Annotated in this window: 19 protein-coding genes and 1 pseudogene; 9 read left to right on the top strand and 11 right to left on the bottom strand. The window is 73.8% G+C overall.

The features are described from left to right. Positions 1-47: 47 nt before the first annotated feature. Entirely contained in the window at positions 48-1,187 is a 1,140-nt protein-coding gene (locus ACFWZH_RS09660; RefSeq protein WP_384427498.1) for a hypothetical protein, read from the bottom strand. A gap of 319 nt (positions 1,188-1,506) precedes the next feature. Between ACFWZH_RS09660 and ACFWZH_RS09665 the strand changes: the two genes are divergently transcribed. Both ACFWZH_RS09665 and ACFWZH_RS09670 read left to right on the top strand, forming a co-directional pair. Then, entirely contained in the window at positions 1,507-1,917 is a 411-nt protein-coding gene (locus ACFWZH_RS09665; RefSeq protein ID WP_384427500.1) for a DUF2795 domain-containing protein, read from the top strand. Between the two features lie 119 nt (positions 1,918-2,036). Continuing rightward, on the top strand, positions 2,037-2,504 hold the full coding sequence (locus ACFWZH_RS09670) for a DUF5709 domain-containing protein (RefSeq protein WP_384427502.1): 468 nt from the start codon (positions 2,037-2,039) through the stop codon (positions 2,502-2,504). A gap of 84 nt (positions 2,505-2,588) precedes the next feature. Here ACFWZH_RS09670 and ACFWZH_RS09675 read toward each other — a convergent pair whose 3' ends face one another. The 10 genes from ACFWZH_RS09675 to ACFWZH_RS09720 all read right to left on the bottom strand — a co-directional run bounded on the left by ACFWZH_RS09675 (position 2,589) and on the right by ACFWZH_RS09720 (position 12,718). Further along, a complete protein-coding gene (locus tag ACFWZH_RS09675) occupies positions 2,589-3,338 on the bottom strand; it encodes a hypothetical protein (protein WP_384427504.1) in 750 nt (249 codons plus the stop codon). Then, on the bottom strand, positions 3,331-3,975 hold the full coding sequence (locus tag ACFWZH_RS09680) for an RNA polymerase sigma factor (protein ID WP_384427506.1): 645 nt from the start codon (positions 3,973-3,975) through the stop codon (positions 3,331-3,333). Before ACFWZH_RS09680 ends, ACFWZH_RS09675 begins: the two co-directional genes overlap by 8 nt. 154 nt (positions 3,976-4,129) lie before the next feature. Beyond that, positions 4,130-4,555 (bottom strand): hypothetical protein, encoded by a 426-nt coding sequence (locus ACFWZH_RS09685; protein WP_384427508.1) that lies wholly within the window; start codon positions 4,553-4,555, stop codon positions 4,130-4,132. Positions 4,556-4,677: 122 nt separating this feature from the next. Continuing rightward, positions 4,678-5,625 (bottom strand): serine/threonine-protein kinase, encoded by a 948-nt coding sequence (locus ACFWZH_RS09690; RefSeq protein ID WP_384427510.1) that lies wholly within the window; start codon positions 5,623-5,625, stop codon positions 4,678-4,680. Continuing rightward, positions 5,622-7,556, bottom strand: a complete 1,935-nt coding sequence (locus ACFWZH_RS09695; RefSeq protein WP_384427512.1) for an ABC transporter ATP-binding protein — start codon at positions 7,554-7,556, stop codon at positions 5,622-5,624. The genes ACFWZH_RS09690 and ACFWZH_RS09695 overlap by 4 nt, the downstream gene beginning before the upstream one ends. 487 nt (positions 7,557-8,043) lie before the next feature. Beyond that, positions 8,044-8,460 carry an Asp23/Gls24 family envelope stress response protein gene (locus ACFWZH_RS09700; RefSeq protein WP_384427514.1) on the bottom strand — a complete coding sequence of 139 codons (417 nt, stop codon included), beginning with the start codon at positions 8,458-8,460 and terminating at the stop codon, positions 8,044-8,046. A 51-nt stretch (positions 8,461-8,511) separates the two neighbouring features. Further along, positions 8,512-9,609: a tRNA (adenosine(37)-N6)-threonylcarbamoyltransferase complex transferase subunit TsaD gene (tsaD, locus tag ACFWZH_RS09705; protein WP_384427516.1), complete on the bottom strand. Its 1,098-nt coding sequence runs from the start codon at positions 9,607-9,609 to the stop codon at positions 8,512-8,514. 159 nt (positions 9,610-9,768) lie between these two features. Continuing rightward, positions 9,769-10,572: an ABC transporter ATP-binding protein gene (locus ACFWZH_RS09710; RefSeq protein ID WP_384427518.1), complete on the bottom strand. Its 804-nt coding sequence runs from the start codon at positions 10,570-10,572 to the stop codon at positions 9,769-9,771. After that, positions 10,569-11,636: a FecCD family ABC transporter permease gene (locus ACFWZH_RS09715; RefSeq protein WP_384427520.1), complete on the bottom strand. Its 1,068-nt coding sequence runs from the start codon at positions 11,634-11,636 to the stop codon at positions 10,569-10,571. Before ACFWZH_RS09715 ends, ACFWZH_RS09710 begins: the two co-directional genes overlap by 4 nt. Continuing rightward, positions 11,633-12,718 carry a FecCD family ABC transporter permease gene (locus tag ACFWZH_RS09720; RefSeq protein ID WP_384427522.1) on the bottom strand — a complete coding sequence of 362 codons (1,086 nt, stop codon included), beginning with the start codon at positions 12,716-12,718 and terminating at the stop codon, positions 11,633-11,635. The genes ACFWZH_RS09715 and ACFWZH_RS09720 overlap by 4 nt, the downstream gene beginning before the upstream one ends. A gap of 163 nt (positions 12,719-12,881) precedes the next feature. On the opposite strand from ACFWZH_RS09720, the gene ACFWZH_RS09725 reads away from it, so the two are divergent. The 7 genes and pseudogenes from ACFWZH_RS09725 to ACFWZH_RS09755 all read left to right on the top strand — a co-directional run bounded on the left by ACFWZH_RS09725 (position 12,882) and on the right by ACFWZH_RS09755 (position 22,432). After that, a complete protein-coding gene (locus ACFWZH_RS09725; protein WP_384427523.1) occupies positions 12,882-13,853 on the top strand; it encodes an ABC transporter substrate-binding protein in 972 nt (323 codons plus the stop codon). Beyond that, entirely contained in the window at positions 13,850-14,647 is a 798-nt protein-coding gene (locus tag ACFWZH_RS09730; protein ID WP_384427525.1) for a 2,3-dihydro-2,3-dihydroxybenzoate dehydrogenase, read from the top strand. Before ACFWZH_RS09725 ends, ACFWZH_RS09730 begins: the two co-directional genes overlap by 4 nt. A 62-nt stretch (positions 14,648-14,709) precedes the next feature. Continuing rightward, positions 14,710-15,948 (top strand): isochorismate synthase, encoded by a 1,239-nt coding sequence (locus ACFWZH_RS09735; protein ID WP_384427527.1) that lies wholly within the window; start codon positions 14,710-14,712, stop codon positions 15,946-15,948. After that, positions 15,945-17,591: pseudogene (locus tag ACFWZH_RS09740) on the top strand ((2,3-dihydroxybenzoyl)adenylate synthase); the annotation flags it as partial. The gene ACFWZH_RS09735 and the pseudogene ACFWZH_RS09740, both read left to right, overlap by 4 nt. A 27-nt stretch (positions 17,592-17,618) precedes the next feature. Continuing rightward, positions 17,619-18,251, top strand: coding sequence for an isochorismatase family protein (locus ACFWZH_RS09745; protein WP_384427734.1), 633 nt, complete (start codon positions 17,619-17,621; stop codon positions 18,249-18,251). 6 nt (positions 18,252-18,257) lie between these two features. Next, entirely contained in the window at positions 18,258-18,488 is a 231-nt protein-coding gene (locus ACFWZH_RS09750) for a phosphopantetheine-binding protein (protein WP_384427529.1), read from the top strand. Further along, complete coding sequence (locus ACFWZH_RS09755) at positions 18,485-22,432, top strand: amino acid adenylation domain-containing protein (RefSeq protein ID WP_384427531.1); 3,948 nt, start codon at positions 18,485-18,487, stop codon at positions 22,430-22,432. Before ACFWZH_RS09750 ends, ACFWZH_RS09755 begins: the two co-directional genes overlap by 4 nt. Positions 22,433-22,476 lie beyond the last annotated feature (44 nt).

Consider the following 22,476-nt stretch of genomic DNA (forward strand, 5'->3'; position numbering starts at 1 on the left):
CGGCCCCTTGCGCGGTACGAACGCGGTGACCGGACACGGTGCGGTGGTCACCCGGGCGGGTCCTCCGCCGCCCTGCGCAGGATGGCGCCGAGTCCGCCCTCCGGCGCCTGCTCCAGGTCGCGGACGACCACGATCTCGGCTCCGCTGGCGACCGCGGACCGCACCAGGGCGTCGTCCGCGCGTGCGGTCGCCGGGCGCTCCTCCCCCATGGCCTGCAACTCCGTGCCCCGTACGGCCAGTTGATCCACTCCCTCGCCCACCCAGACCTGCCGTGCGATGTCCGAACCGTGCGGGCTGACCAGCAGCGTTTCGATCCGGTGCGCCCGCGCCGCCTCGACCAGGGCGGGGATGCCGGCCGCGGCCCGCGGGGCGCTCGGGCCGCCGGACCCGGCGCCCGTACGGAAGCGGTCCGTCACCTGCGCGACGTGCTCGCGTTCCCGGACGGCCCGGACCTGGGCGATGTCCCGCTCGACCAGGTCGCTCTCGGCCCCGGGCGCGCGCCCGCCGTGCTCGCTCTCGTAGGTGACGGCACGCAGCCGCCCAGGCAGCTTGTCGTGCACCAGATGCCGCTCGCGCGCCTCGCCGATCAGGACGACGGCCTCGGCGCCGCTGCTGTCGAACGCCTCGCGCACCGCGTCGGCGATCTCCCCGGCATTCTGCTCCAAGGTGTGCTCCGCCGTGGTCCGCAGATGCCGTTCGGACCAGTCGGCAGGGGCGGTGCGGGGCGGGGGCCGTTCGGCGTCGCCGGACCGCCCGGTGTCGTCGGTGCCCCGCTCCCCCAGCACCACGAGGTCCGCTCCGTCGTGGTCCAGGCGGACCACGAGGCAGACGGGGTCGTCGCCGACCGCCGCCAGCAGGGGCGTGACCCGGGGTACCGGCCCCCAGGCGGCGAAGGGAGTGGCCGGCGGGCCGGGAAGCGGTGTGTCGAGCACGACCACACCGTCGTGGGCGAAGAGCACCCGGCCGGTGTGCGCTCCCGGTGCGCTGTCGCGCGGCGCGATCAGGGCCTCGTGCACCGCCCCGCAGGTGGCCTCGTCCGCGCCGAGCGCGAAGAGCTGGGCCGTGGTGGCGCTCGCCAGCAACTCCTGTTGTTTTTCGACGTCCTCGGTGCCGTGCGAGATATCGGCGTAAACGGTTGCCCAGGGGCCTGGCCGATCGATGACCGGTCGAAGGAGCGAGAGTCGCATGGCGCTGCCTCCTTGGATTCCTCGGATTCCTCGGATTCTCCCGGTTTGCGGTTGGCTGCCACCGGTAACGCATTGACGTCGGCGAGACGCGGTTGGCTCCCCTACGGATTCCCCTTCCGGAAATGGCCTATGCATTGCGGGCATATGCGTCTGCGGGGAAACGCCCCGGTCACCGTCCGTAGGTGACTGCACCCATTCCGTGCGCAGTGGGGAAAACCGCGCCGGCGGCGCCTTCCGGTTGTTAGGGCGAAAGGACCGGGGAAACTGGGAGAGACGCGTCGGGTCGGTACGACAGGTAGAGCCGGAGGCAGCGATGGTCATGGAACACGGAACGGACAAGACCGGACCCGCACGGGACGACGTGATGAAGAAGCAGCTGCGCGGGCAGTTCACCACGGTGCGCTCGCTGCGCGCGGACGAGGAGCACGAGCTCGAGCCGGCGGGCGAGGACCAGCCCCGGGCGGCGTGGTCCCCCGAGAGCGACTTCAGGGGCGGCACACCGACCGGTATGACCGAGCAGGACGTCGGGCTGCGCTCGGAACTGGCCCAGCACCTCGGCCGGAGCCTCTACCCGGCCGACAAGAACACCATCATCGAGACGCTGCGGCGCAACAACGCACCGGACCGGCTGGTCGGCATGGCCGAGCGGCTGCCCGCGCACGAGCGCTTCGGCAATGTGCAGAGCATCGCCGAGGCCGTCGGGCTCCACACGGAGCACCGTCGGGCCTGACGGCACCGGCCCGGTCCGTCCTGGCGCTGCCGGGCGGCGCCGGGAGGCGGACAATTGGTGGTACCGGCACCTGCCGCGGTCCGCGGCGGGGCGAGCGGATGGGAAGAGGGAGGGCGGTCATGTCCGACGACGCGATGGGCGACGAGGTCTACCAGCCGCCCCGAACCGATCCCCAGGACAACCCCAACGACCTGGACATGGAGGACGCCCTCGACGAGCCGGGGCTCGACGAGACGCTGGACACCGGCTACTCGCCCCCCGAACGGCCGTATGTGGTCAATCACGCCGGGACCACCGCACGGGAGCTGCACGAGGGCGACACCCTCGAACACCGGCTGGCCCTGGAGGTCCCGGAGGTGTGCGCGCCCGACGGTGACGGGATCGGCGATCTGCCGGGCGGGGTGGGCGAGCCGGTGGACGTCGAGTGCGGCGACGAGCGGGCCGGGCGGCTCGTGGGCGCCGACGAGGGGTTCTGGCGCGGTGGCAGCAACGACGTCTCCGCCCGGGACGTCGGCATCGACGGCGGTGCGGCGTCGGCGGAGGAGGCCGCGGTGCACATCGCCCGCGACGAGGACCTTCCCGGGTAGGCGGCGTTTTCCCCGGCGGCCGCCCGGGCCCGGTGCGGCCGCCGATGGCCCGGTGCGGCCGCCGATCTTGGTGGCGGCCCGCGATCACCGTGCGGTGAAGTGCGCGGTGGCCAGGACGCGGCCGTCGGCCGAGGTCAGCCGGACACCGGAGAGCGTGGCGGGGTCCACCGGTGCCGGGGCGCCCCAGTAGCCGTCGCCGTCGTGCAGCTCGAAGGTGCCGAGTCGGACGGTGCTGCCGTCCGTGCGCTCCAGCACGCAGGTGACCTTTCCGTTGTACGGAATTCCGGCGTCGGCGAGGTCGACGGACATGAACACCCAGCCCTGCGCCCCGGGATGGGCGTAGAGGTCGCCGGCCGGCAGGCGATGCCCCGCGCCGGCTCCGGTCAGCTGGGCCCACAGCACGTTCGTCCCGGCCTGGACGGGCCGCGCGGGACCGGCCGCCATGTTCTCGATGGCCGTGCCGAGGGCCCAGCCGCCGAACCCGAAGCCGAGCGCCAGCACGGCCGCTGCGGACGCGATCCGCAGCCGTACGCCGCCGCGGAACCCCGCGCGCCGGCGCCCGCGGCCACGGGCGGTCTCGAGTCCGTCGCGCTCGGCCTGGGCCTGGGTCAGCCGCCGCGCCACCCTGGTCTCGAATCCGGCCGGCGGTTCGCTGCGGGGCAGCAGGCCGAGCAGTCCGTCGCCTACGAGGGCGAGCTGCTCGATGTACTCCCGGCAGTCCGCGCAGCGGTCCAGATGGGCGGCCGCCTCGGCCCGCTCCCGGCCCGAGAGCACGCCCAGGGCCAGCTCGGCACCGGTCTCGTGCAGCTGTTCGCAGGTCAGGTCCCTAGTCATGGCCGCCTCGCTCGGGGGCCCCGGGTCGCGGGCGCGTGGGGTGCGCCGACACGGGGCGGGGTTGCGTGGGATCCGGCGCGGTGAGCGTGGCCCGCAGCTTCGCCATCGCGGCCCTGATCCGCGTCTTGGCGGTGCCCAGGGGGATGTGCTCCCAGTCGGCGACCTGCTGGGCCGTCATCCCGTAGATGCCCGCCATGACCAGTGCGCGGCCCTGTTCGCCCGGCAGCCGCGCCACCGCGGCTCGCAGGGCGGACGACGCCTCGTCGGCGAGCGCCCGGTCCTCGGGGGTGTCGGTCACCGCGTCCAGGAGCGCGTCGAGGTCCTCGGGGGCCACCGGCTCCGGCCGCCGCGACCGGACGGCGTCGATGGCGAGGTTGTGCGCGATGGTCGTCAGCCAGGCCGTCACCGATCCGCGGCGGGAGTCGTAGATCTGGGCGTGCCGCCAGGCACGTTCGAACGTCTGCTGGGCGATGTCCTCGGCGAGCTGCGCATCGCGGGTGACCGCGATGGCCACGCCGAAGACCGTGTGCTGGAAGCGCCGTACGAACGTGACGGCGAGCTCCGGGTCGCCCGTGGCCAGACCAGCCAGCAGCGCCTCGTCCGGGATGCGTCCGACCGGGAGCTGCAACCTCTGCATACCCTTGTCTACGGTCCGCCCCGGCCAGGGGATTGCCTGGCGGTTACGGAAGACCACGCCCCCATTCTCCCTCGGTGCCGGCGCCTCGACGGGGGTCGGCGGGCACCGGCACACGGGCATCGGGACCGGGGACGCCGCGGTGCTCACGGCGGGGCTACCGGACGTGCGCGGACGCGGCGGGCCGGGTGACCGCGGTGGACGCGGTGCGTGTCCGCTCCACGCCGCACCACAGGGCGAAGGCAACGACGAACGCCATTTCGGCCACCATGGACAGGACTCCGTACGGCGGGTCCCAGCCCTCTTCCTGGTACGACGGCAGCCCGACGGTGCGCGACAGCGCGAAGCCGAGCACCATCGCGCCGCTGACCGCCGTGCCCAGCAGCCACGCCGGCACGGGGTGCGGCCGCGCCAGGCCCGCGGCGGCGACCAGGAGCGCCACACCGCCGACCAGGAACAGCACTCCCATGTACGGCACCTCCTCAAGGTGTTCGGGGACGAGCAGGAGATGGACCACGGCGCTGAGGAGCGCGCAGACACCGGCAACGCCCCTCAGCGAAGCCTCGGCCGGACGAACGGACATCGGGCACCTCCTGGAGTTCGCCGGGTCGGATCTGTCTGGGGTACGTAGTGGGCCCGGCGAATGGTTCATGATCGTCTCCGTGGTGGGCGGCGACGAGGGTCGTCCGTGCGCGAGCGCGGTGTTCAGCCGGCCGCTGCCGCACGCCGGCCGTGCGGCAGCAACCCGTCGAGTTCCGCCGCGAGTCGGGTGAGGGTCGGCCGGGCGGCCGGGTCGGGGGCGAGGCAGCGGTCGATCGCCACGCCGAGGGTGTGCGGAAGGCGCCGGCGCGTGCCGACGGACGGGGCGGGCCGGTCGAGCTGCGGGTACCGGTACCGCCCGGTGTCCGACCCCTCCTGTGATGCGCTGCCGGTGTCTGATTCCTCCTGCGATGCGCTGCCGGTGTCCGGGGTCGCCGCTCCGCTGCCGTCCCACGTCCCGCCGTCGTCGAAGGGCACCTCGCCGGTGGCGGCCTCGTACAGGGTGCTGCCCAGTCCCCAGACGTCGGCCGCGGGGGTGAGCAGCCCGCCGCGCGCCTGCTCGGGAGCGAGGTAGCACAGGGTGCCGATGCCCGGCGGGGCGGGGCCTGGCGGGCGGGCGACGCTCAGGTCGAGCAGCTTCGCGCGCCGGCAGCCGACCACGACGTTGGACGGCTTCAGGTCGAGGTGCAGCAGGCCGTGGCCGTGCAGGTAGTGCAGCGCCGAGCACAGGTGCAGGCCGAGCAGGGCGAGGTCGACGGCGGCCAGCCGGCGCCGGCGGCGGTCGATGAGGTGTGCAAGGGTCTCCCCGGTGAGGGTCTCCAGCACCACGAAGGGTTGCGGGGTCTCGCCCGTCTCGTAGGCCCGGACCAGGTGCGGGTGTGTGAACGTCTGGAGCCAGCGGCCCTCTTGCAGCAGCCGTTCGCGCAGCCGCCGCTCGTCTCGCCGGTCCGGGCGCAGCACCTTCACGACGCAGCGGCACTCCCGCTCCTGGCTCCAGGCGTCGTACAGGTCCAGCCAGCCGGTGCGGCACAGGTGGGCGAGGACCTCGTAGCGCGGGGCCACCGTCGTTCCGGCCGCCAGCGGCGGCGCCTCGGGGTCCGGTCCGCGGCTCATGGCACGACCTCGGCCTTCGCCGTGTCGCCGGGCCCGTGCAGCCGGTGGAGCCGTGCGTAGGTCGCACTGCGGCGGAGCAACTGCTGGTGGGTGCCGCGGTCGGTGACGCGGCCGTGTTCGAGCAGCAGGATCTGGGTGGCGTCGCGGACGGTGAGCAGGTTGTGGGAGATGAGGATCGTGGTGCGTCCGCTCATCAACCGGCGCAGCGGCTGCAGGACGTGCCAGCCGGATTCCGCGTCCAGGCCGGTGGTCGGCTCGTCGAGGAGGAGTACGGGCGCATCGCGGATCACCGCGCGGGCGATGGCCAGGCGCTGTCGTTGTCCGCCGGAGAGCAGCCGGCCGCGCTGACCCACCACGGTCTCGTAGCCGTGCGGGAGTTGGCTGATGAAGCGGTGCGCGTCCGCGGTGCGGGCGGCCGCGACGATGTCCTCGTCGCTCGCGCCGGGGCGGCCGTAGGCGATGTTGTCGCGCACCGTGCCGTGCAGGACCAGGGTCTCCTGGAGCAGCACGGCGACGTTGTCCCGCAGGTCGTCCAGGCACAGCTCACGAAGGTCGTTCCCGTCGAGGCGGATGCTGCCGTGGTCCGGGTCGTAGAAGCGCAGCAGCAGCTTGGCGGCGGTGGACTTCCCGGCGCCGCTGGCCCCGACCAGTGCCAGCGTCTCGCCGGGCGCCACACGGAACGAGACCCCCGACAGGGCCGGCCGGGCGGTCCCGGGATAGGTGAAGGAGACGTCGTCGAACTCGATGTCACCGCGGGTACGGCCGAGCGTGCGGGGAGCCGGGGCCTGGAGGACCTGCGGGCGCTGGTCGAGCAGTTCGATGATCCGCTCCGCGGCGGCGGACGCCGAGTAGAAGGTGTTGCTGAGCCCGGAGATACCGCGGAGGGGGCTGTAGAGCCTGCTCAGCAGGGTGAGGAAGACCATCAGGCCGCCCAGGGTGAGGTGGCCCTGGGTCAGTTGCCAGGTGCCCAGGCCGATCACGAGCAGCGCGCCGGCCAGCTCGATGAGGTCGACGACCGTGGCGTACACCGCACCGATGCGCGCGGAGGCCATGGCGGCCCGGAACCGGCCGAGGTTCTCGCGCTCGAACCTCCGGTGCTCCCACCGCTGCCGGTTGTACGCCTGCACGAGGGCGATGTTGCCCAGGGCCTCCTCGGTGAGCGCGCTGATCGAGCCGCTGCGGCGCCGCCGCTCCCGCGACGCGGCCTTGACCCGCCGGGCGAAGCGGCGGGCGGTGCACCAGAACATCGGCGCGATGACGAGGGCGAGCAGCGTCAGGTCCCACCGCAGGTAGAACAGCACGCCGAGGAAGACGCCCAGCCGCATGACCTGTGCGATCGCGTCCACGATCCCGGAGAGCAGGAACGTCTCGACCGCGTCGACGTCACCGGTCACCCGGGAGAGCACATCGCCGAGCCGCCGCCGTTCGAAGAAGCCGAGCGACAGCCCCTCGACATGGCGGAACAGATCGGACCGCAGAGCCAGCAGGAACCGTTCACTGACCCAGGTGGAGGTCACCTCGTCGGCGAAGTCGAGGACTCCGGCGACGAATGTCAGCGCCAGGTAGGCGAGCGCGATCGGCAGCAGGAGGTGCAGATCGCGCGGGACCAGCATGTCGTCGATGACGATCTTGAACAGCCAGATCTCGGCCGCGTCGACGACCGGTCCGAGCACGACGAAGGCCCAGATCACCACCAGCCAGCGTCGGCCGCCCCGCGTGTAGGGCCAGAAGCGCCGGAAGACCTCGCGCAGGGCCACCGGCGGAGCGGCCTCGACGATGCCGGCCGCGCCGTCGGGGTCCTCGGCGACGGACAGCAGCCGCCGCACGCTCCAGATCAGGCGGCGCGTCGCGGCGGGGCGCGTCGTCCCCCTGCCCGCGCCTTCGCCCGGGGGGCCGGCGCGGGTGGGAGCGTCTGGCCGCGCGCTGCTCATGCCGTCTCACCCACTGATGCGGCCGGGCGGTAGGCCCGGCCGCAGACAGACACATCGAGTGCTCAGTACCTCCCTCCATGGCCCCTGCTGTGGCCATGGTTCCGGCCGTGGCGCCGACGCCGGCGCCGACGGCGGTCATGGTCGTGTGAGCTGGTGTCCCTGCGCCTGCCCGTCGTCGAGCGGTCACGACGGCTGCGGCCCAGCGCGGGAGCCAGGTTTTCCAGGACTCCCATGCTCATCCCTTCCTTGTGGGCCCTTCAGAACCACCATCAACCACGTATACGAAACAAATCGAAAAAAGGATTCAACCCGCTTCCGGGCCCCGCTCACGGTGGTCAGGGCCCGTTCATGGTCGTCGGCACCGGCCGCACCGGTGCCGAAGTCGTCGCCCACTGCGTGCTGTTCGCCGATGCCCCGGCGCAGCGCTGTCCGGGGCCGCGGGACGCCCCGCGCCGCCGCCCGCTCCCGGTACCGGTGGTACCGGTGGTCACCGCACCCGTTCCTCGGTCTCCTCTTCCTCCTCGGGGAGTTTCACATCGCTCACCGCGATGTTGACCTCGACGACTTCGAGCCCGGTCATCCGCTCCACGGCGGCTATCACGTCCTCGCGCACCGCCCTGGCCACGTCCGGGATGACTTCGCCGTACTCGGCGACGATGTCCAGGTCGACCGCCGCCTGCCGCTCACCGACTTCGACCTTGACGCCGTGCGTCACGGTCGTGCCTCCCCCGGGTACGCGCTTGCGCAGCTCCCCGACCGACCGGGACAGGCCGCTGCCCAGGGCGTGCACCCCCGCCACATCCCCGGCCGCCAGATATGCGATCTTCGCGACCACGCCGTCGGCGATGGTCGTCCGCCCGAGGTTCCCCGCGTTCCGCTGCCCTTGCTGGGAGGTTTCGGTCATCGCGCATCACCCTCTGCTCCGTTGCGGCGAAAATTCGGCCCTCTCTTCACGCTAGGGCGCGAGGCAGGAAGCCGCCTCTCCTCCTTTGCCGACCCGGCAATCGCCTTTGGGGTGCAGTACGGCGCGCTCCAGTGGTGCCGACGGGTCGACGGACACCTCCAGCGGGGCGGGTTCGGCACCAGCCCGGACCAGCAGATCCCCGACGGCCGCGATCATCGCGCCGTTGTCCGTGCACAGCTTCGGCGACGGCACGCGCAGCGCGATACCGGCCGCCCGGCAGCGCTCCTCGGCCAGGGCCCGCACCCGGGAGTTCGCGGCCACCCCGCCGACCACCACCAAGGTGCCCACCCGGTGCTCGCGGCAGGCCGCGACGGCCTTGCGGGTGAGGACATCGGCCACCGCCTCCTGAAGCGAGGCGGCCCCGTCGGCCAGTGGCAGCTCCTCGCCCTGGAGACGGTGCCGCTCCGCCCAGCGGGCCGCGGCCGTCTTCAGCCCCGAGAAGGAGAAGGCATGGCGGGCGTCCCGCGGCCCGGTCAGCGGGCGGGGAAACGCGACGGCGCGCGGATCGCCGTCCCGGGCCGTACGGTCGATGGCGGGACCGCCCGGGTAGGGCAGGCCGAACACCCGGGCGACCTTGTCGAAGCACTCCCCGGCCGCGTCGTCCACGGTGTCGCCGAGGTGCACGATCGGATCACGCGCCAGGTCCCGCACCAGCAGCAGCGAGGTGTGCCCGCCGGAGACGATCAGCACCATGCAGGGGTCGGGCAGCGGACCGTGCTCCAAGGTGTCGGCGGCGACGTGCCCGGCGAGGTGGTGGACGCCGTACAGCGGCACATCCAGCGCATACGCCAGGGACTTGGCCCCGGCCAGGCCCACCTGGAGCGCCCCCGACAGGCCGGGGCCGGTGGTGACGGCGACCGCACCGACGTCCGCCATGCGCAGCCCCGCCTCGTCCAGTGCCCGGTGGACCACCGGCGTGAAGGAGTGGACATGGGCGCGGGCGGCGATCTCGGGGACCACCCCGCCGAAGCGGGCGTGCTCGTCCATGCTCGACGCCACCGCGTGCCCCAGTAGCCGCCCCTCGCGCACCAGCCCCGCGCCGGTCTCGTCGCACGACGACTCGATGCCGAGCACTACCGGAGAGCCCACACCGCCACCTCTTTCGCCTCTACACCGCAATTGCAACCTCTTCGCAATAAGGATACGGCGAGGCACGGCGGCACAGCGGCGCCGGCGACCGCGGACGGGCGCCCGGCCACCCCTCCGCCCGCCCACCGTCCGCCCGCCCACCGTCCGCCCGGCGCACCGTCAGTCGGCGACGAGGGCCCGGGGGACGACGACCGGCGAGCCGTCGCCGGGTGCCCGCAGGATGTCGGCGTCCAGCGCGTAGAGCTCCTTGACCAGGACCTCGTCGACCGTCTCGCGGGGGGCGCCCTCCGCGATCACGCGGCCGTCCTTCATGGCGATGACGGTGTCGGCGTAGCGGGCCGCGGCGGCCAGGTCGTGCTGGACCATGACGACGGTGCGGCCGGTGGCGGCCACCTCGCGGACGAGTTCGAGGACCTCGACGACATGGCCGAGGTCGAGGGCGCTGGTGGGCTCGTCGAGCAGGACGACGGGGGTGTGCTGCGCGAGGACCATCGCGAGCCAGCAGCGCTGGCGCTGGCCGCCGGAGAGGCGGTCGAGTCGCTCGGCCGCCAGCTCGGTGGTGCCGGTGGCCGCCAGCGCCTCGCGCACGGCCGCCTCGTCCTCGCGCGACCACTGGCGCAGCAGGCCCTGGTGGGGGTGGCGGCCGTAGCGGACGAGCCCGGCGACGGTCACGGCCTCGGGGGCGCGCGGCGACTGCGGCAGCAGGGCGATACGGCGCGCTGCCTGGCGCTGGCTCATGCGCCATACGTCGGTGCCGTCCGCACGGACCGTGCCGGACTCCGGACGGTGCAGCCGGGCGAGGGTCCGCAACAGGGTGGACTTGCCGCAGCCGTTGGGGCCGACGATCGCGGCGACCTGCCCCGCGGGAACGGCGAATTCGACGTCCCTGACGACGGTGCGGCCGGGGTATCCGGCGCTCAGCGCGCGTACTTCGAGCCCGGGAGTGGCGCTCATGCTGGTCATGCCTTTCTGGTGGTCCGGTCCGAGCGGAAGAGGACCCAGAGGAGGAAGGGCCCGCCCAGGACGCTGGTGACGACGCCGACCGGGAGTTCGACGGGCGCGGCGACGCGTCCCAGCGCGTCGGCCGCGACGATGAGCGCGGCACCGGTCAGCGCGGAGCCGAGCACCGGGACGCGGGTGGGGCCGCTGAGCCGCTGGGCGAGGACCGGGGCGGCGAGGGCGACGAAGGCGATGGGGCCGCCGACGCCGACCGCGATCCCGGCGAGCGCCACGGCCAAGGCGAGTGCGGCGGCCCGTAGGCGTCGCAGGTCGACGCCGATGCTCGCGGCCATGTCGTCGTCGAAGCGCAGGAGTTGGAGGCGGTATCCGGCGGCGAGCGAGAGCGGCAGCAGGAACAGCAGGGCGATCAGCAGCGGCGTACCGACGCTCCCGTCCCGCCCGTTGAGGCTGCCGACGGCCCAGAGGAACACGCCGCCCGCGGTGTTGTCGTTCTGGCGGGACATGACGAGGTCGCCGACCGCGCCGATGAAGGTGGAGACGCCGATGCCGACGACGAGGACGCGGTAGCCGCGGTGGCCCGCGCCCCCCGCGCACAGCACGACGAGCGCCGCCGCGGCGACGGCGCCGAGCGGGCCGAGCCACCAGTCGCCGACCATGCCGGTCGCGGAGCCGGCCGCGGAGGCGACGACCGCGGCGGTGGCCCCCTCGTTGACGCCGAGCAGGTCGGGCGTGGCGAGGCGGTTGCCGGCGAGGGTCTGGGTGAGGCAGCCGGAGACGCCGAGGGCGGCACCGACCATGAGGCCGACGAGGACGCGGGGCAGCCGGAAGTCCCGCACGATCATGACGCTCCCGGGGTCTCCGGTGCCGAGCAGCCCCGAGAGGGTCTGCGCCGGACTCATCCCGGTCGAACTCGCCATGACGGCGAGGGCGATGAGGACGAGGAGCAGCGGCACGAGGAGCGCCGCGGCGAGCGCGCTGCGGCGGGGGAAGAGCCAGGAGAAGGTGGTGGTGCGCAGGACCGTGCTGTCGGGCGGGGTGACGTCGGGTTCCCTGCCGGGAGGGGTCATGCCGAGGCTCCTGCGGTCGACAGGCGGGACGAACGGGCGATCCACACCAGCAGCGGGCCGCCCACGAACGCGAGCAGCACGCTGACCGGCGTCTCCCAGGGCCGGATGACGATCCGCGCGAGGATGTCGGCGAGGATCATGACATCGGCCGCGATCAGTGCGGACAGGGCGAGTTGGGCGGTCGTCCGCGCCCCGGCCAGCGTCCGGGCGGCATAGGGGGCGAGCAGGCCGAGGAAGGCGATGGGCCCGGCCACCGCGACCGCGCAGCCGGCCAGCAGCGAGACGGCCGCCGCGACCACGAGCCGGATCCGGCCGGGATGGTGCCCGAGCGAGCGGGCGCCGTCGTCGCCGAGGCCGAGTGCCGACAGCGGGCGGGCGCAGCCGAACGCGGTGAGCAGGCCGACGGCGACCAGCGGCAGCAGCGGCACGAGGTCGGAGGTCTCCACCCCGGCGAGGGAGCCGATCGTCCAGTAGCGGTAGGTGTCGAAGGTCACCTGGGTGCCCAGCAGCACATACGAGGTCATGCCGTGGAAGGTCGCGCCGAGCGCGGAGCCGGCGAGGACGAGCCGCAGCGGGGAGCCGGCGGCGCGTCCGGAACCGGCGAGCAGCAGCACGACCGCGCTGGCGGCCATCCCGCCGAGCAGGGCCCACAGCAGCAGGGCGAAGGAGGATGCGGCGCCGAAGAAGGTCAGACCGACGACGACGGCGAAGGCGGCGCCGGAGTTGACGCCGAGCAGTCCGGTCTCGGCGAGCGGGTTGCGGGTCGCGGTCTGCAGCAGACAGCCGGCCGTGCCGAGGCAGACGCCGACGAGCACGGCGGCGAGCGTGCGCGGCAGGCGTACGTCCAGGACGGCTAGCCGGAGTTGGGCGTCGGCGCGGGCGGCGGGCTCGCCCACGAGGTAGTCCCAGGCGCGGGCGGGCGAGCTGGATCCGGTGCCGATGAGCAGCGAGAGCAGCGCCAGGCCCAGCAGGAGGACGGCGAGTGCGGCGGCCGCCCCGAGGGGAGGGCGCGCCGGAGTCGGCGGGCGCTCGCGACGACCGTATCCGGTCGTATTCGGCCGCTCTCGTTGCGTTATTGACATATGGTTAGCCTAACCTAAGTCCAGTTGGCCGGTACGGGTACTGCACAGCGCAGCTAAATGCCCGGAATGACCTCATTTTTCGTGGTGTCCACCTCCCCGGTAACAGCGCCGGAATGCGCTCTTCCGGGACCAACCCCCCATCGAACAACGGAGATTTCAGGTCATGATGTCCCTCTCTTCCCGCGGCGTGGCCCGCCCCGTCGTCGCGGCCGCCCTCCTCGCCGCCTGTGCGCCGGCCCTGAGCGCCTGCGGATCCGGCGGATCGGACGCCGGCTCCGGCAGCGGGAGCCGCACGGTCCGGATCACCGACGCGACCGGCGCGAAGGTCCAGGTGCCGGCCGCACCCCGGCGCGTCGTGGCGCTCAGCGAGATGGACCTGGACTCGGCGCTCGCGCTCGGCGTGAAGCCGGTGGGCCTGGCCGCGGGCCGCGGCCAGCAGGGCGCCCCCGGCTACCTCGCCGAACGGGCCAAGGGCATCCCGGTCGTGGGCGCGGTGACCGGCCCCGACATCGAGAAGGTCATACGGGCCAGACCCGATGTCATCCTGGCCGGGCAGACGGCCGACGCCCAGATCCTCAAGCAACTGCGGGACGTCGCCCCGACCGTCGTGACGATCGACGGCGGCAAGGACTGGAAGAAGTCCCTCCAACTCACCGGCAAGGTACTCGGCAAGGCCAACGCGGCCGAGAAGTTCCTCGCCGACTACGACACCAAGGCCGCCGCCCTCAAGAAGGACCTCGGCGCGCAGGCCGGCGCGCAGGTGTCCGTGGCCCGCTACTCGGCGAAGGGCACGGCCGTCATGCAGCAGGGCGTGTTCATCAGCGATGTGCTCAAGGACCTGGGCTTCCGCCGGCCGGGCGTGCAGAACGACAGGGGCGAGGGGCACTCGACGCCGATCAGCGACGAGAACCTCAAGGAGGTGGACGGCGACTGGCTGTTCATCGGCACCCTCGCCGCCTCCGGCCCCGACGCGGACCTGTTGGACCAGCTCACCAAGAAGCCCGCCTACCGGCAGCTGAAGGCCGTGCACAACCGGCACGTCACCACCGTCGACGGCTCCAAGTGGACGAGTCTGGGCGGCGCCGAGGCCGCGCTGTCGGTGCTCGACGACATCCGGAAGGCCATGGTCAAGTGAGCGCCGAGGGGGAACTCACCGGGCGGCTCGCCCTCGTGACGGGTGCGGGCCGGGGCATCGGCGAGGCGGTGGTCCGGGCGCTCGTCGAGCGCGGCGCCCGCGTCCTGGCCACCGACCTGGTGCCCGAGGGCGCCGAGCGGCTCGCCGGGCAGTACACCGGCCAGGTCACCGCCCGGCCTCTGGACGTCACCGACGCCACGGCCGTGGAGGCCCTCGTCGCCGAGGCCGAGGACACGCTCGGCCCACTGGACATCGCGGTCAACGTCGCGGGCATCCTGCGGAGTTCACCCGCGGTGGACCTGGCCGACGAGGACTGGGCGGCCACCTTCGCCGTCAACACCGACGGCGTCTTCCACGTCTCGCGGGCCGCCGCCCGCCGGATGGCCGAGCGCGGCTCCGGCAGCATCGTCACCGTCGCCTCCAACGCGGCCGGCATCCCCCGCGCGGGCATGTCCGCCTACGCCGCCTCGAAGGCCGCGGCCGTCATGTTCACCAAGTGCCTGGGCCTGGAGGTGGCCGCGCGGGGCGTCCGCTGCAACACCGTCTCCCCCGGTTCGACCCGCACCGAGATGCAGCGCGAGATGTGGGCGTCCTCCGGCGCGGACGACGAGGCGGCCGCCGTACGGCGCGTCATCGAAGGGGACCCGGCGGCGTACCGCACCGGTATCCCGCTCGGCCGGATCGCCGACCCGGCCGACATCGCCGAGGCCGTCGCCTTCCTCGTCTCCGACCGCGCCCGGCACATCACCCTGCACGACCTGTACGTCGACGGCGGCGCGACCCTGCGGGCCTGAACCGGCCGCACCCCGCCGCCCCCTTCCGACTCCGGCCCGTGCCCTTCCCACTGGAGACACCCATGTCCGCCTCACTGTGCGAACCCACCTCCCCCGCCCCGGACCCCACCCTGTCCTCGATGCTCTCCCCCGGCGCGGCGACCGCCCTGCTCAGCGCCTGCCGCCCCGGGGAGGACCGCTTCCTCGCCACTCCCCGGCACACCCTGCTCGCCCAGGGGACCGCCGCCGAGATCCCCCACGACGAACGGCCGTTGACCAGACGGGTGCAACAGGCCCTCGACGCCCGCCGACACGCGGGCGAGCCGGCGCCGATCGTCATCGGCTCACTGCCCTTCGCCCCGGACGCGCCGCCCGCGCTCGCCGTCCCCGAGTCCGTGCGGTGGGCACCGCCGCTGCACGAGGACCCGCTCCTCGCACTCCCCGCCGCCGCGGGCCGGGGCCCGCTGACCGCGGTGCCCGCCGCCGCGCACTGGCAGGTGCGCGAAGTGCCGTCGTCCGCGCGGTACGGCGAGGCGGTCGCCGCCGCGGTCGCGCGGATGCGGGCCGGTGAGCTGGACAAGGTCGTCCTCGCCCGCACCCTGGAGCTGACCGCGGAGCGCGAACCCGACCTGTCGGCGATGCTGCGGCACCTGGCCGGCCGCGACCCGGGCGGCTACACCTTCGCCGTCCCCAGCGGTCCGGGCCGCACGCTGATCGGCGCCAGCCCCGAACTGCTGGTCGCCCGCCAGGGCGGCCGGCTCACCGCCAACCCGCTGGCCGGCTCGGTGCCGCGCAGCACCGACCTGGCCGAGGACGTGCGCGCCGCGGCCGCGCTGCTGGAGTCGTCCAAGGACCTCCATGAGCACGCGGTCGTCGTCGACGCCGTACGCGAGGCGCTCGCGCCGTACTGCACCCGCCTGGAGGTGCCGGCGCGGCCGACGCTGGTGCGTACCGCCACCATGTGGCACCTGTCGACGACCGTGACCGGCGAGCTGGCCGATCCCGCCGCGACGGCCCTGGAGTTGGCGGCCGCCCTGCATCCGACACCGGCCGTCTGCGGTGCGCCGACCGACCTGGCGCGGAGCGTCATCGCCGCGTCGGAGCCCTTCGACCGCGGCCCGTACACCGGCATGGTCGGCTGGCAGGACGCGGACGGCGACGGCGAGTGGGTCGTGACGATCCGCTGCGCCGAGGCCGAGGGCCGCACACTGCGGCTGTTCGCGGGCGCCGGCGTGGTGGCCGCCTCCACACCGCAGGCCGAGACCGCCGAGACCGCGGCCAAGTTCCGTACCTTCCTCAGCGCAGTGGGAGCCTCCCTGTGAGCACCGAAGCACGCGCCCTGGCCACCACCCCGGGCCTGGACGCCCCCACCTGGCCCGCCGAGTTCGCCGAGCGCTACCGCGCCGCCGGGTACTGGCGCGGGGAGACCTTCGGGCGGATGCTGCGCGAGCGGGCCGCCGCGCACCCCGACCGGACCGCCCTCGTCGACCCCGCGCCCGAGCGCCGCACCTGGACCTACCGGGAGCTCGACGAGCGCGCCGACCGGCTGGCCGCCGGCTTCGCGGCGCGCGGGATCGCCAAGGGCGACCGGGTCGTGGTGCAACTGCCCAACATCGGTGAGTTCATCGAAGTGGTCTTCGCGCTGTTCCGGATCGGCGCGCTGCCGGTCTACGCGCTGCCCGCGCACCGCGAGACGGAGATCGGCTACTTCTGCTCCTTCACCGAGGCCAGCGCGTACGTCGTCCCCGACCGGCACGCGGGCTTCGACCACCGCGCGCTGGCGTCGAAGATCAAGGCCCGCACGCCGAGCCTGCGTCATGTCTTCGTCGTCGGCGACCCCGGTGAGCACACCGCGCTGTCCGACGTGCCCTGCGACCCGGTTCGGCCGCTCGACGGTCCGGAGCCGCACGAGCTGGCGTTCCTGCAGTTGTCGGGCGGGACGACGGGGGTGCCCAAGCTCATCCCGCGCACCCACGACGACTATCTGTACTCGCTGTGGGGCTCCAACGAGATCTGCGGCGTGGACGCCGACACCCGCTTCCTCGTCGTACTGCCCGCGGCACACAACTTCCCGATGAGTTCGCCCGGTTGGCTCGGCGTGCTGCACGCCGGGGGCACCGCGGTGCTGTGCCCCCGGCCCGACCCGGCGACCGCCTTCCCGCTCGTCGAACAGGAGCGGATCACCATGACGGGGCTGGTGCCGCCGCTCGCCCTGGTGTGGACGGAGGCCGGCCCGAAGGCGGAGCACGACCTGTCGAGCCTGGAGCTGGTGCTCGTGGGCGGGGCCAAGTACAGCCAGGAGGCGGCCCGCCGGCTTGAGCCCGCGCTGGGCTGCCGGCTGATGCAGGTCTTCGGCATGGCCGAGGGGCTGGTCAACTACACCCGCCTCGACGACGACCCCGAGACGACCGTGTCGACCCAGGGGCGGCCGATCTCCCCGGACGACGAGATACGCATCGTCAACGACGCCGGCCGCGAGGTCCCCGAGGGCGCGTTCGGGCATCTGCTCACCCGCGGCCCCTACACCATCCGCGGCTACTGGCGCGCGCCCGAGCACAACGCGACGGCCTTCACCGACGACGGGTTCTACCGCACGGGGGACATCGTGCGCCGCACCCCGACCGGGCACCTCGTCGTCGAGGGCCGGGCCAAGGACCAGATCAACCGGGGCGGGGAGAAGGTCGCGCCGGAGGAGGTCGAGAACCTCATCCTCGGCCACCCGTCCGTGCACGACGTGTCCGTCGTCGCCGTGGCCGACGACTACCTCGGCGAGCGCACCCTCGCCTACGTCATCCTGCGCGAGGGCGCCGAACCGCTGCGGCCCGCCGCCGTCAGGCGCTTCGTACGCGAGCGCGGGATCGCCGACTTCAAGGTCCCCGACCTCGTCGAGTTCGTCGACGCCTTCCCGCAGACCGGGATCGGCAAGGTCAGCAAGAAGGGCCTGCGGTCCACCGCGGCCACCGCCCAGCAGCACCGAAAGGCCCCCTCTTCCATGGCGCTTCCCACGATCGCCCCCTATCCGCTGCCGACCGCGGACGAGCTGCCCGCGAACCGCGTCGCCTGGACCGTGGACCCCGCGCGCGCCGTGCTGCTCGTCCACGACCTGCAGCACCACTTCGTCGACGCCTTCCCGGCCGGCGAGCAGCCGGTGACCGGGATGCTCGACAACGCGGCGCGCCTGGCGCGGGAGTGCCGCCGCCGCGGCGTGCCCGTCGTCTACTCGGCGCAGCGGGGCGGCCAGACGCCCGAGGAACGCGGTCTGCAGCTCGACTTCTGGGGCCCCGGCGTCGCGGACGACCCGCACGCCCTCGCCATGCCCGAGGCCATCGCGCCCGAGCCGGGTGACACCGTCCTGACCAAGTGGAAGTACAGCGCGTTCGTCCGCACCGAACTGGAAGCACTGCTGCGCGACACCGGCCGCGACCAGCTCGTGATCGTCGGCGTCTACGCGCACATCGGGGTGCTGATGAGCGCCTGCGACGCGTGGATGCGCGACATCCAGGCGTTCGTCGTCGCCGACGCCGTCGCCGACTTCTCCCGCGACGACCACGACATGGCACTGCGCTGGGCCGCCGGCCGCTGCGCGGTCGTCACCACCACCGACGCGCTCTTCAAGGAGGTCTGAGCCGCCATGGCCCTGACTTTGGACCGGATCCGCAGGGACGTCGCCGACTGCCTCGGCGAGGAGCCCGCCGACATCCCCCTGGACGAGAACCTCGTGGACTACGGGCTGGACTCCATAAGGATCATGTCGCTGGTCGAGCGCTGGCGTCGTGAACACGGCGTCGAGGCGGGGTTCGTGGACCTCGCCGAGCGCCCCGCCATCGACGCCTGGGCACCGCTGCTGGGGGTCACCTCGTGACGGCCCTGCTCACCGGCGGCGCCCGGCCGAAGCCGGCCGGCGCCGCGGGCACCGTGCTGCCGCTGACGGCGGCCCAGTCGGGCATGTGGTACGCCCAGGCCCTCGATCCGCTCAGTCCCGCACAGAACACCGCGGAGTGCCTGGAGATCGACGGACCGCTCGATCCGGACCTCTTCGCCCGGGCCCTGCGCCGCGTCACCGCCGAGGCCGACGCCTTGCGGGTGGTGCGCGTCGAGGACACGCCGGAGGGGCCGCGCCAGTACGTCCTGGACGAGGTCGAACCGCCGCTGACCGTACGCGATCTGCGCACCGCGGACGATGCCGAGGAAGCGGCCGGGGCATGGCTGCGCGCCGACCTCGCCGTACCGTTCGATCTGTCGGACGGCCCGCTGTTCCGGCACGCCCTGTTCCGCGTCGGCGAGGAACGGTGGCTGTGGTACCAGTGCATCCACCATCTCGTCATGGACGGCTTCGGCTACTCGCTCCTGGTCCGCCGCACCGCCGAGGTGTACGGCGCGCTGGCGCGCGGTCAGGAGCCGGGCCCGAGCCCCTTCGGCACCCTGGCGGACCTCGTCGCCCAGGACCGGGAGTACCGCTCCTCGGCGGACTTCGCGGCCGACCGCGCCCACTGGTCCGCCGCCTTCGCCGACCGGCCCGAGGTGCCACGGCTGGCCGGCCGCGGCGCGGCGCCCGCGCGGACGTTCCGCCGCCGCACCGCCCACCTGCCCGCGGCGACCACCGAGGGCGTCCGGGAACTGGCCACCCGGCTCCGCGCGACCTGGCCGGACGTCCTGATCGCCGCGCAGGCCCTCTACACCTCCCGGGCGACCGACCGGTCCGACGTCGTACTGGGGCTGCCGATGATGGGGCGGCTGGGCTCGGCCGCGCTGCGCGTGCCCGGCATGGTCATGAACATCCTGCCGCTGCGGCTGACCGTCTCCCCCGACGCCACCTTCGCCGAACTCGTCCGGCAGGTCGTGCTCGGCATCCGGCAGGTCCGTCGCCACCAGCGCTACCGCTACGAGGACATCCGCCGCGACCTGGGACTGCTCGGTGAGGGCCGCGCCCTGGTCGGCCCGCTCGTCAACGTCATGCCCTTCGACTACGGCGTGGAGTTCGCCGGCGCGCCGGCGCGGGCGGGGAACCTGTCCGCCGGGCCCGTCGACGACCTGACCGTCAACATCTACGACCGCGCCGACGGACGCGGCCTGCGCATCGATCACGACGGCAATCCGGCGCTGTACGAGGACGCCGGACTCGCCGCCCACCAGGAGCGGTTCCTGCATCTGCTGGACCGGCTCGCCACCGCCGATCCGCACCTGCCGCTGACCGCGCACGGGATCGCCACGCCCGCCGAACACGCCCTGGTCGTCGAGGAGTTCAACCGCACCGACCGGCAGCTGCCGCCGACGACCCTGATCGGGCCCATCGAGGCGCGGGCCGCCCGCACCCCCGGCGCGACCGCCCTGGTGTACGGGGCGACCTCGCTCACCTACGGGCAGCTCGACGCCCGCGCCAACCGCCTGGCCCGGCACCTGCAGACCCTCGGTGCCCGGCCCGGTGCGGTGGTGGCGGTGTCGCTGCCGCGCTCGGTGGAACTGGTCGTCGCCCTGCTCGCCGTGCTGAAGGCCGGTGCCGCGTACCTGCCGCTCGACCCGGACTATCCGGCGGAGCGGCTGGCGTACATGCTCGACGACGCCGCGCCCGTGTGCGCCGTCACCGACCGCCCCGGACGGCTTCCCGAGCGCCCCGGAACTCCGCTGGTCGCCCTGGAGGGGCTCGATCTGAGCGGGTACCTCGCCATCACCCCGGGGCGCCCGCTGACGCCCGCGCACCCCGCGTACGTCATCTACACCTCCGGTTCGACCGGCCGTCCCAAGGGCGTGGTCGTCCCGCACGGCGCGATCGACAACCGCCTGCGGTGGATGCAGGCCGAGTACGGTCTGACGGCCGCCGACCGGGTGCTGCAGAAGACGCCGTCGTCGTTCGACGTGTCGGTGTGGGAGTTCTTCTGGCCGCTGCGCGAGGGCGCGGCGCTGGTCGTCGCCGAGCCCGGGGGCCACCGGGACCCGGTGTACCTGGCCCGCCTCATCCGCGAACAGGCCGTCACCACCTGCCACTTCGTGCCGTCGATGCTCCAGGCCTTCCTGGCCGGGCCGGACGCGGCCGGGTGCCGGGGGCTGCGCCGGGTCTTCGCCAGCGGCGAGGCCCTGCCCCGCGAGACCGCGAACGCCTTCGCCCGCGCGCTGCCCGGTGTCGCGCTGCACAACCTCTACGGGCCGACGGAGGCCGCCGTCGACGTCACCCACCACACGTGCGCGCCGCACGGCGACGGTCCGGTGCCGATCGGCAAGCCGGTGTGGAACACCCGCCTGTACGTGCTCGACGCGGCGCTGCGGCCCTGTCCGCCGGGTGTCCCCGGCGAGCTGTACCTGGCCGGGCGGCAGCTCGCCGACGGCTATCTGCACCGTCCCGAGCTGACCGCCTCCCGGTTCGTCGCCGACCCGTTCGGGCCGCCCGGCGGACGGATGTACCGCACCGGCGACCTGGCGCGCTGGACGGAGCAGGGCGAGGTCGAGTACCTCGGCCGCACCGACGACCAGGTGAAGCTGCGCGGCCAGCGCATCGAACTCGGCGAGATCGAGGCCGCGCTGGCGGCGCAGGAGGGTGTGGACGGCGCCTGTGCGCTGGTGCGCGAGGACGACGGGGACGGGAGCGGATCGGCCGGCCCGCGGCTCGTGGGCTATGTGACCGGCGGCGCGGACCCCGCGGCCGTACGGGCCGGGCTGGCCCGCTTCCTGCCCGAGCACATGGTTCCGGCGGCCGTCGTCGCCCTCGACGCCTTCCCGCTGAGCCCCAACGGCAAGCTGGACCGCCGCGCGCTGCCCGCCCCGGTCTTCACCGGCGGCGCGGGCGCGCGGCGCCCGTCGGGTCCGCGCGAGGAGGCCCTGACGCGTCTCTTCGCCGAGGTGCTCGGGGTCGAACGGGCCGGTCCCGACGACGCGTTCTTCGACCTGGGCGGCACGTCCCTGCTCGCCGTGCGGCTGGTGGCGCGGGTTCGTGAGGCGCTGGGCACCGAGCTGACGATCGGCTCGCTCTTCGAGGCGCCGACGCCGGCCGCGCTCGCCGCCCGGCTCGACGGCTCGGGTCCGGCGGCCGAGGACGCCCTGGATGTGCTGCTGCCGCTGCGCGGTGCGGGCGAGCGGCCCCCGCTGTTCGCCTTCCACCCCGCCGGCGGCATCGCCTGGTGCTACGCGGGCCTGTCCGCCCGCCTCGGCCCGGACCAGCCCTTCTACGGCGTCCAGGCGCGCGGTCTGGTCCGTGACGAGCCGCTGCCGGTCGCCCTGGAGGAGCAGGCCGCCGACTATGTGCGGCATCTGCGCACCGTCCAGCCGCACGGCCCGTACCGCCTCCTGGGCTGGTCCGTCGGCGGCGTCCTCGCGCACACCGTCGCCGTGCTGCTCCAGGAGGCCGGGGAGGAGGTCGCCCTGCTCGCGCTGCTCGACGCGTTCCCGGCCGAGCAGTGGCGCGAGCGGCCCGCACCCGAGGAGGGCGACGCGCTCACCGCGGTGCTGCGGATGGCGGGCTTCGACCGTACCGACGAGCGCACCCGCGACGATGTGCTGGCCACCCTGCGCCGGGCGGGCAGTCCGCTCGCCGGGCTCACCGACCACACCCTCGCGAAGATCGTCGACATCGTGCCGAACCACGCGCGCATGATGCGCGCGCACCGCCACCGTGCCTACCGGGGCGACCTGCTGTTCTTCACGGCCGCCGCGCCGCGCGCCGAGGACTGGCTGACCTGCGAGGCGTGGCGGCCGCATGTGAGCGGCACGATCACCAACCGGGATCTGGACTGCACCCATCCGCAGCTGATGCAGGACCGGCAGCTCGACGAGATCGGCGCCGTGCTGGCGGCTCGTCTGAAGGAGCTCGACGCATGACGTCGCGGTCCGGTCGCCCGGCTCCGTTCGGCCCGGGGCCCGAA

This window comes from Streptomyces sp. NPDC059008 (genome assembly GCF_042749045.1).
In the GTDB taxonomy this organism is placed as follows: domain Bacteria; phylum Actinomycetota; class Actinomycetes; order Streptomycetales; family Streptomycetaceae; genus Streptomyces.

Coding starts and splice junctions, on each gene's coding strand:
- ACFWZH_RS09690 (WP_384427510.1), bottom strand. CDS start 5,625: ATGAGCCGCGGACCGGACCCCGAGGCGCCGCCGCTGGCGGCCGGAACG.
- ACFWZH_RS09710 (WP_384427518.1), bottom strand. CDS start 10,572: ATGACCAGCATGAGCGCCACTCCCGGGCTCGAAGTACGCGCGCTGAGC.
- ACFWZH_RS09725 (WP_384427523.1), top strand. CDS start 12,882: ATGATGTCCCTCTCTTCCCGCGGCGTGGCCCGCCCCGTCGTCGCGGCC.
- ACFWZH_RS09750 (WP_384427529.1), top strand. CDS start 18,258: ATGGCCCTGACTTTGGACCGGATCCGCAGGGACGTCGCCGACTGCCTC.
- ACFWZH_RS09680 (WP_384427506.1), bottom strand. CDS start 3,975: ATGCAGAGGTTGCAGCTCCCGGTCGGACGCATCCCGGACGAGGCGCTG.
- ACFWZH_RS09745 (WP_384427734.1), top strand. CDS start 17,619: ATGGCGCTTCCCACGATCGCCCCCTATCCGCTGCCGACCGCGGACGAG.
- ACFWZH_RS09660 (WP_384427498.1), bottom strand. CDS start 1,187: ATGCGACTCTCGCTCCTTCGACCGGTCATCGATCGGCCAGGCCCCTGG.
- ACFWZH_RS09685 (WP_384427508.1), bottom strand. CDS start 4,555: ATGTCCGTTCGTCCGGCCGAGGCTTCGCTGAGGGGCGTTGCCGGTGTC.
- ACFWZH_RS09700 (WP_384427514.1), bottom strand. CDS start 8,460: ATGACCGAAACCTCCCAGCAAGGGCAGCGGAACGCGGGGAACCTCGGG.
- ACFWZH_RS09670 (WP_384427502.1), top strand. CDS start 2,037: ATGTCCGACGACGCGATGGGCGACGAGGTCTACCAGCCGCCCCGAACC.
- ACFWZH_RS09735 (WP_384427527.1), top strand. CDS start 14,710: ATGTCCGCCTCACTGTGCGAACCCACCTCCCCCGCCCCGGACCCCACC.
- ACFWZH_RS09665 (WP_384427500.1), top strand. CDS start 1,507: ATGGAACACGGAACGGACAAGACCGGACCCGCACGGGACGACGTGATG.
- ACFWZH_RS09695 (WP_384427512.1), bottom strand. CDS start 7,556: ATGAGCAGCGCGCGGCCAGACGCTCCCACCCGCGCCGGCCCCCCGGGC.
- ACFWZH_RS09715 (WP_384427520.1), bottom strand. CDS start 11,636: ATGACCCCTCCCGGCAGGGAACCCGACGTCACCCCGCCCGACAGCACG.
- ACFWZH_RS09675 (WP_384427504.1), bottom strand. CDS start 3,338: ATGACTAGGGACCTGACCTGCGAACAGCTGCACGAGACCGGTGCCGAG.
- ACFWZH_RS09720 (WP_384427522.1), bottom strand. CDS start 12,718: ATGTCAATAACGCAACGAGAGCGGCCGAATACGACCGGATACGGTCGT.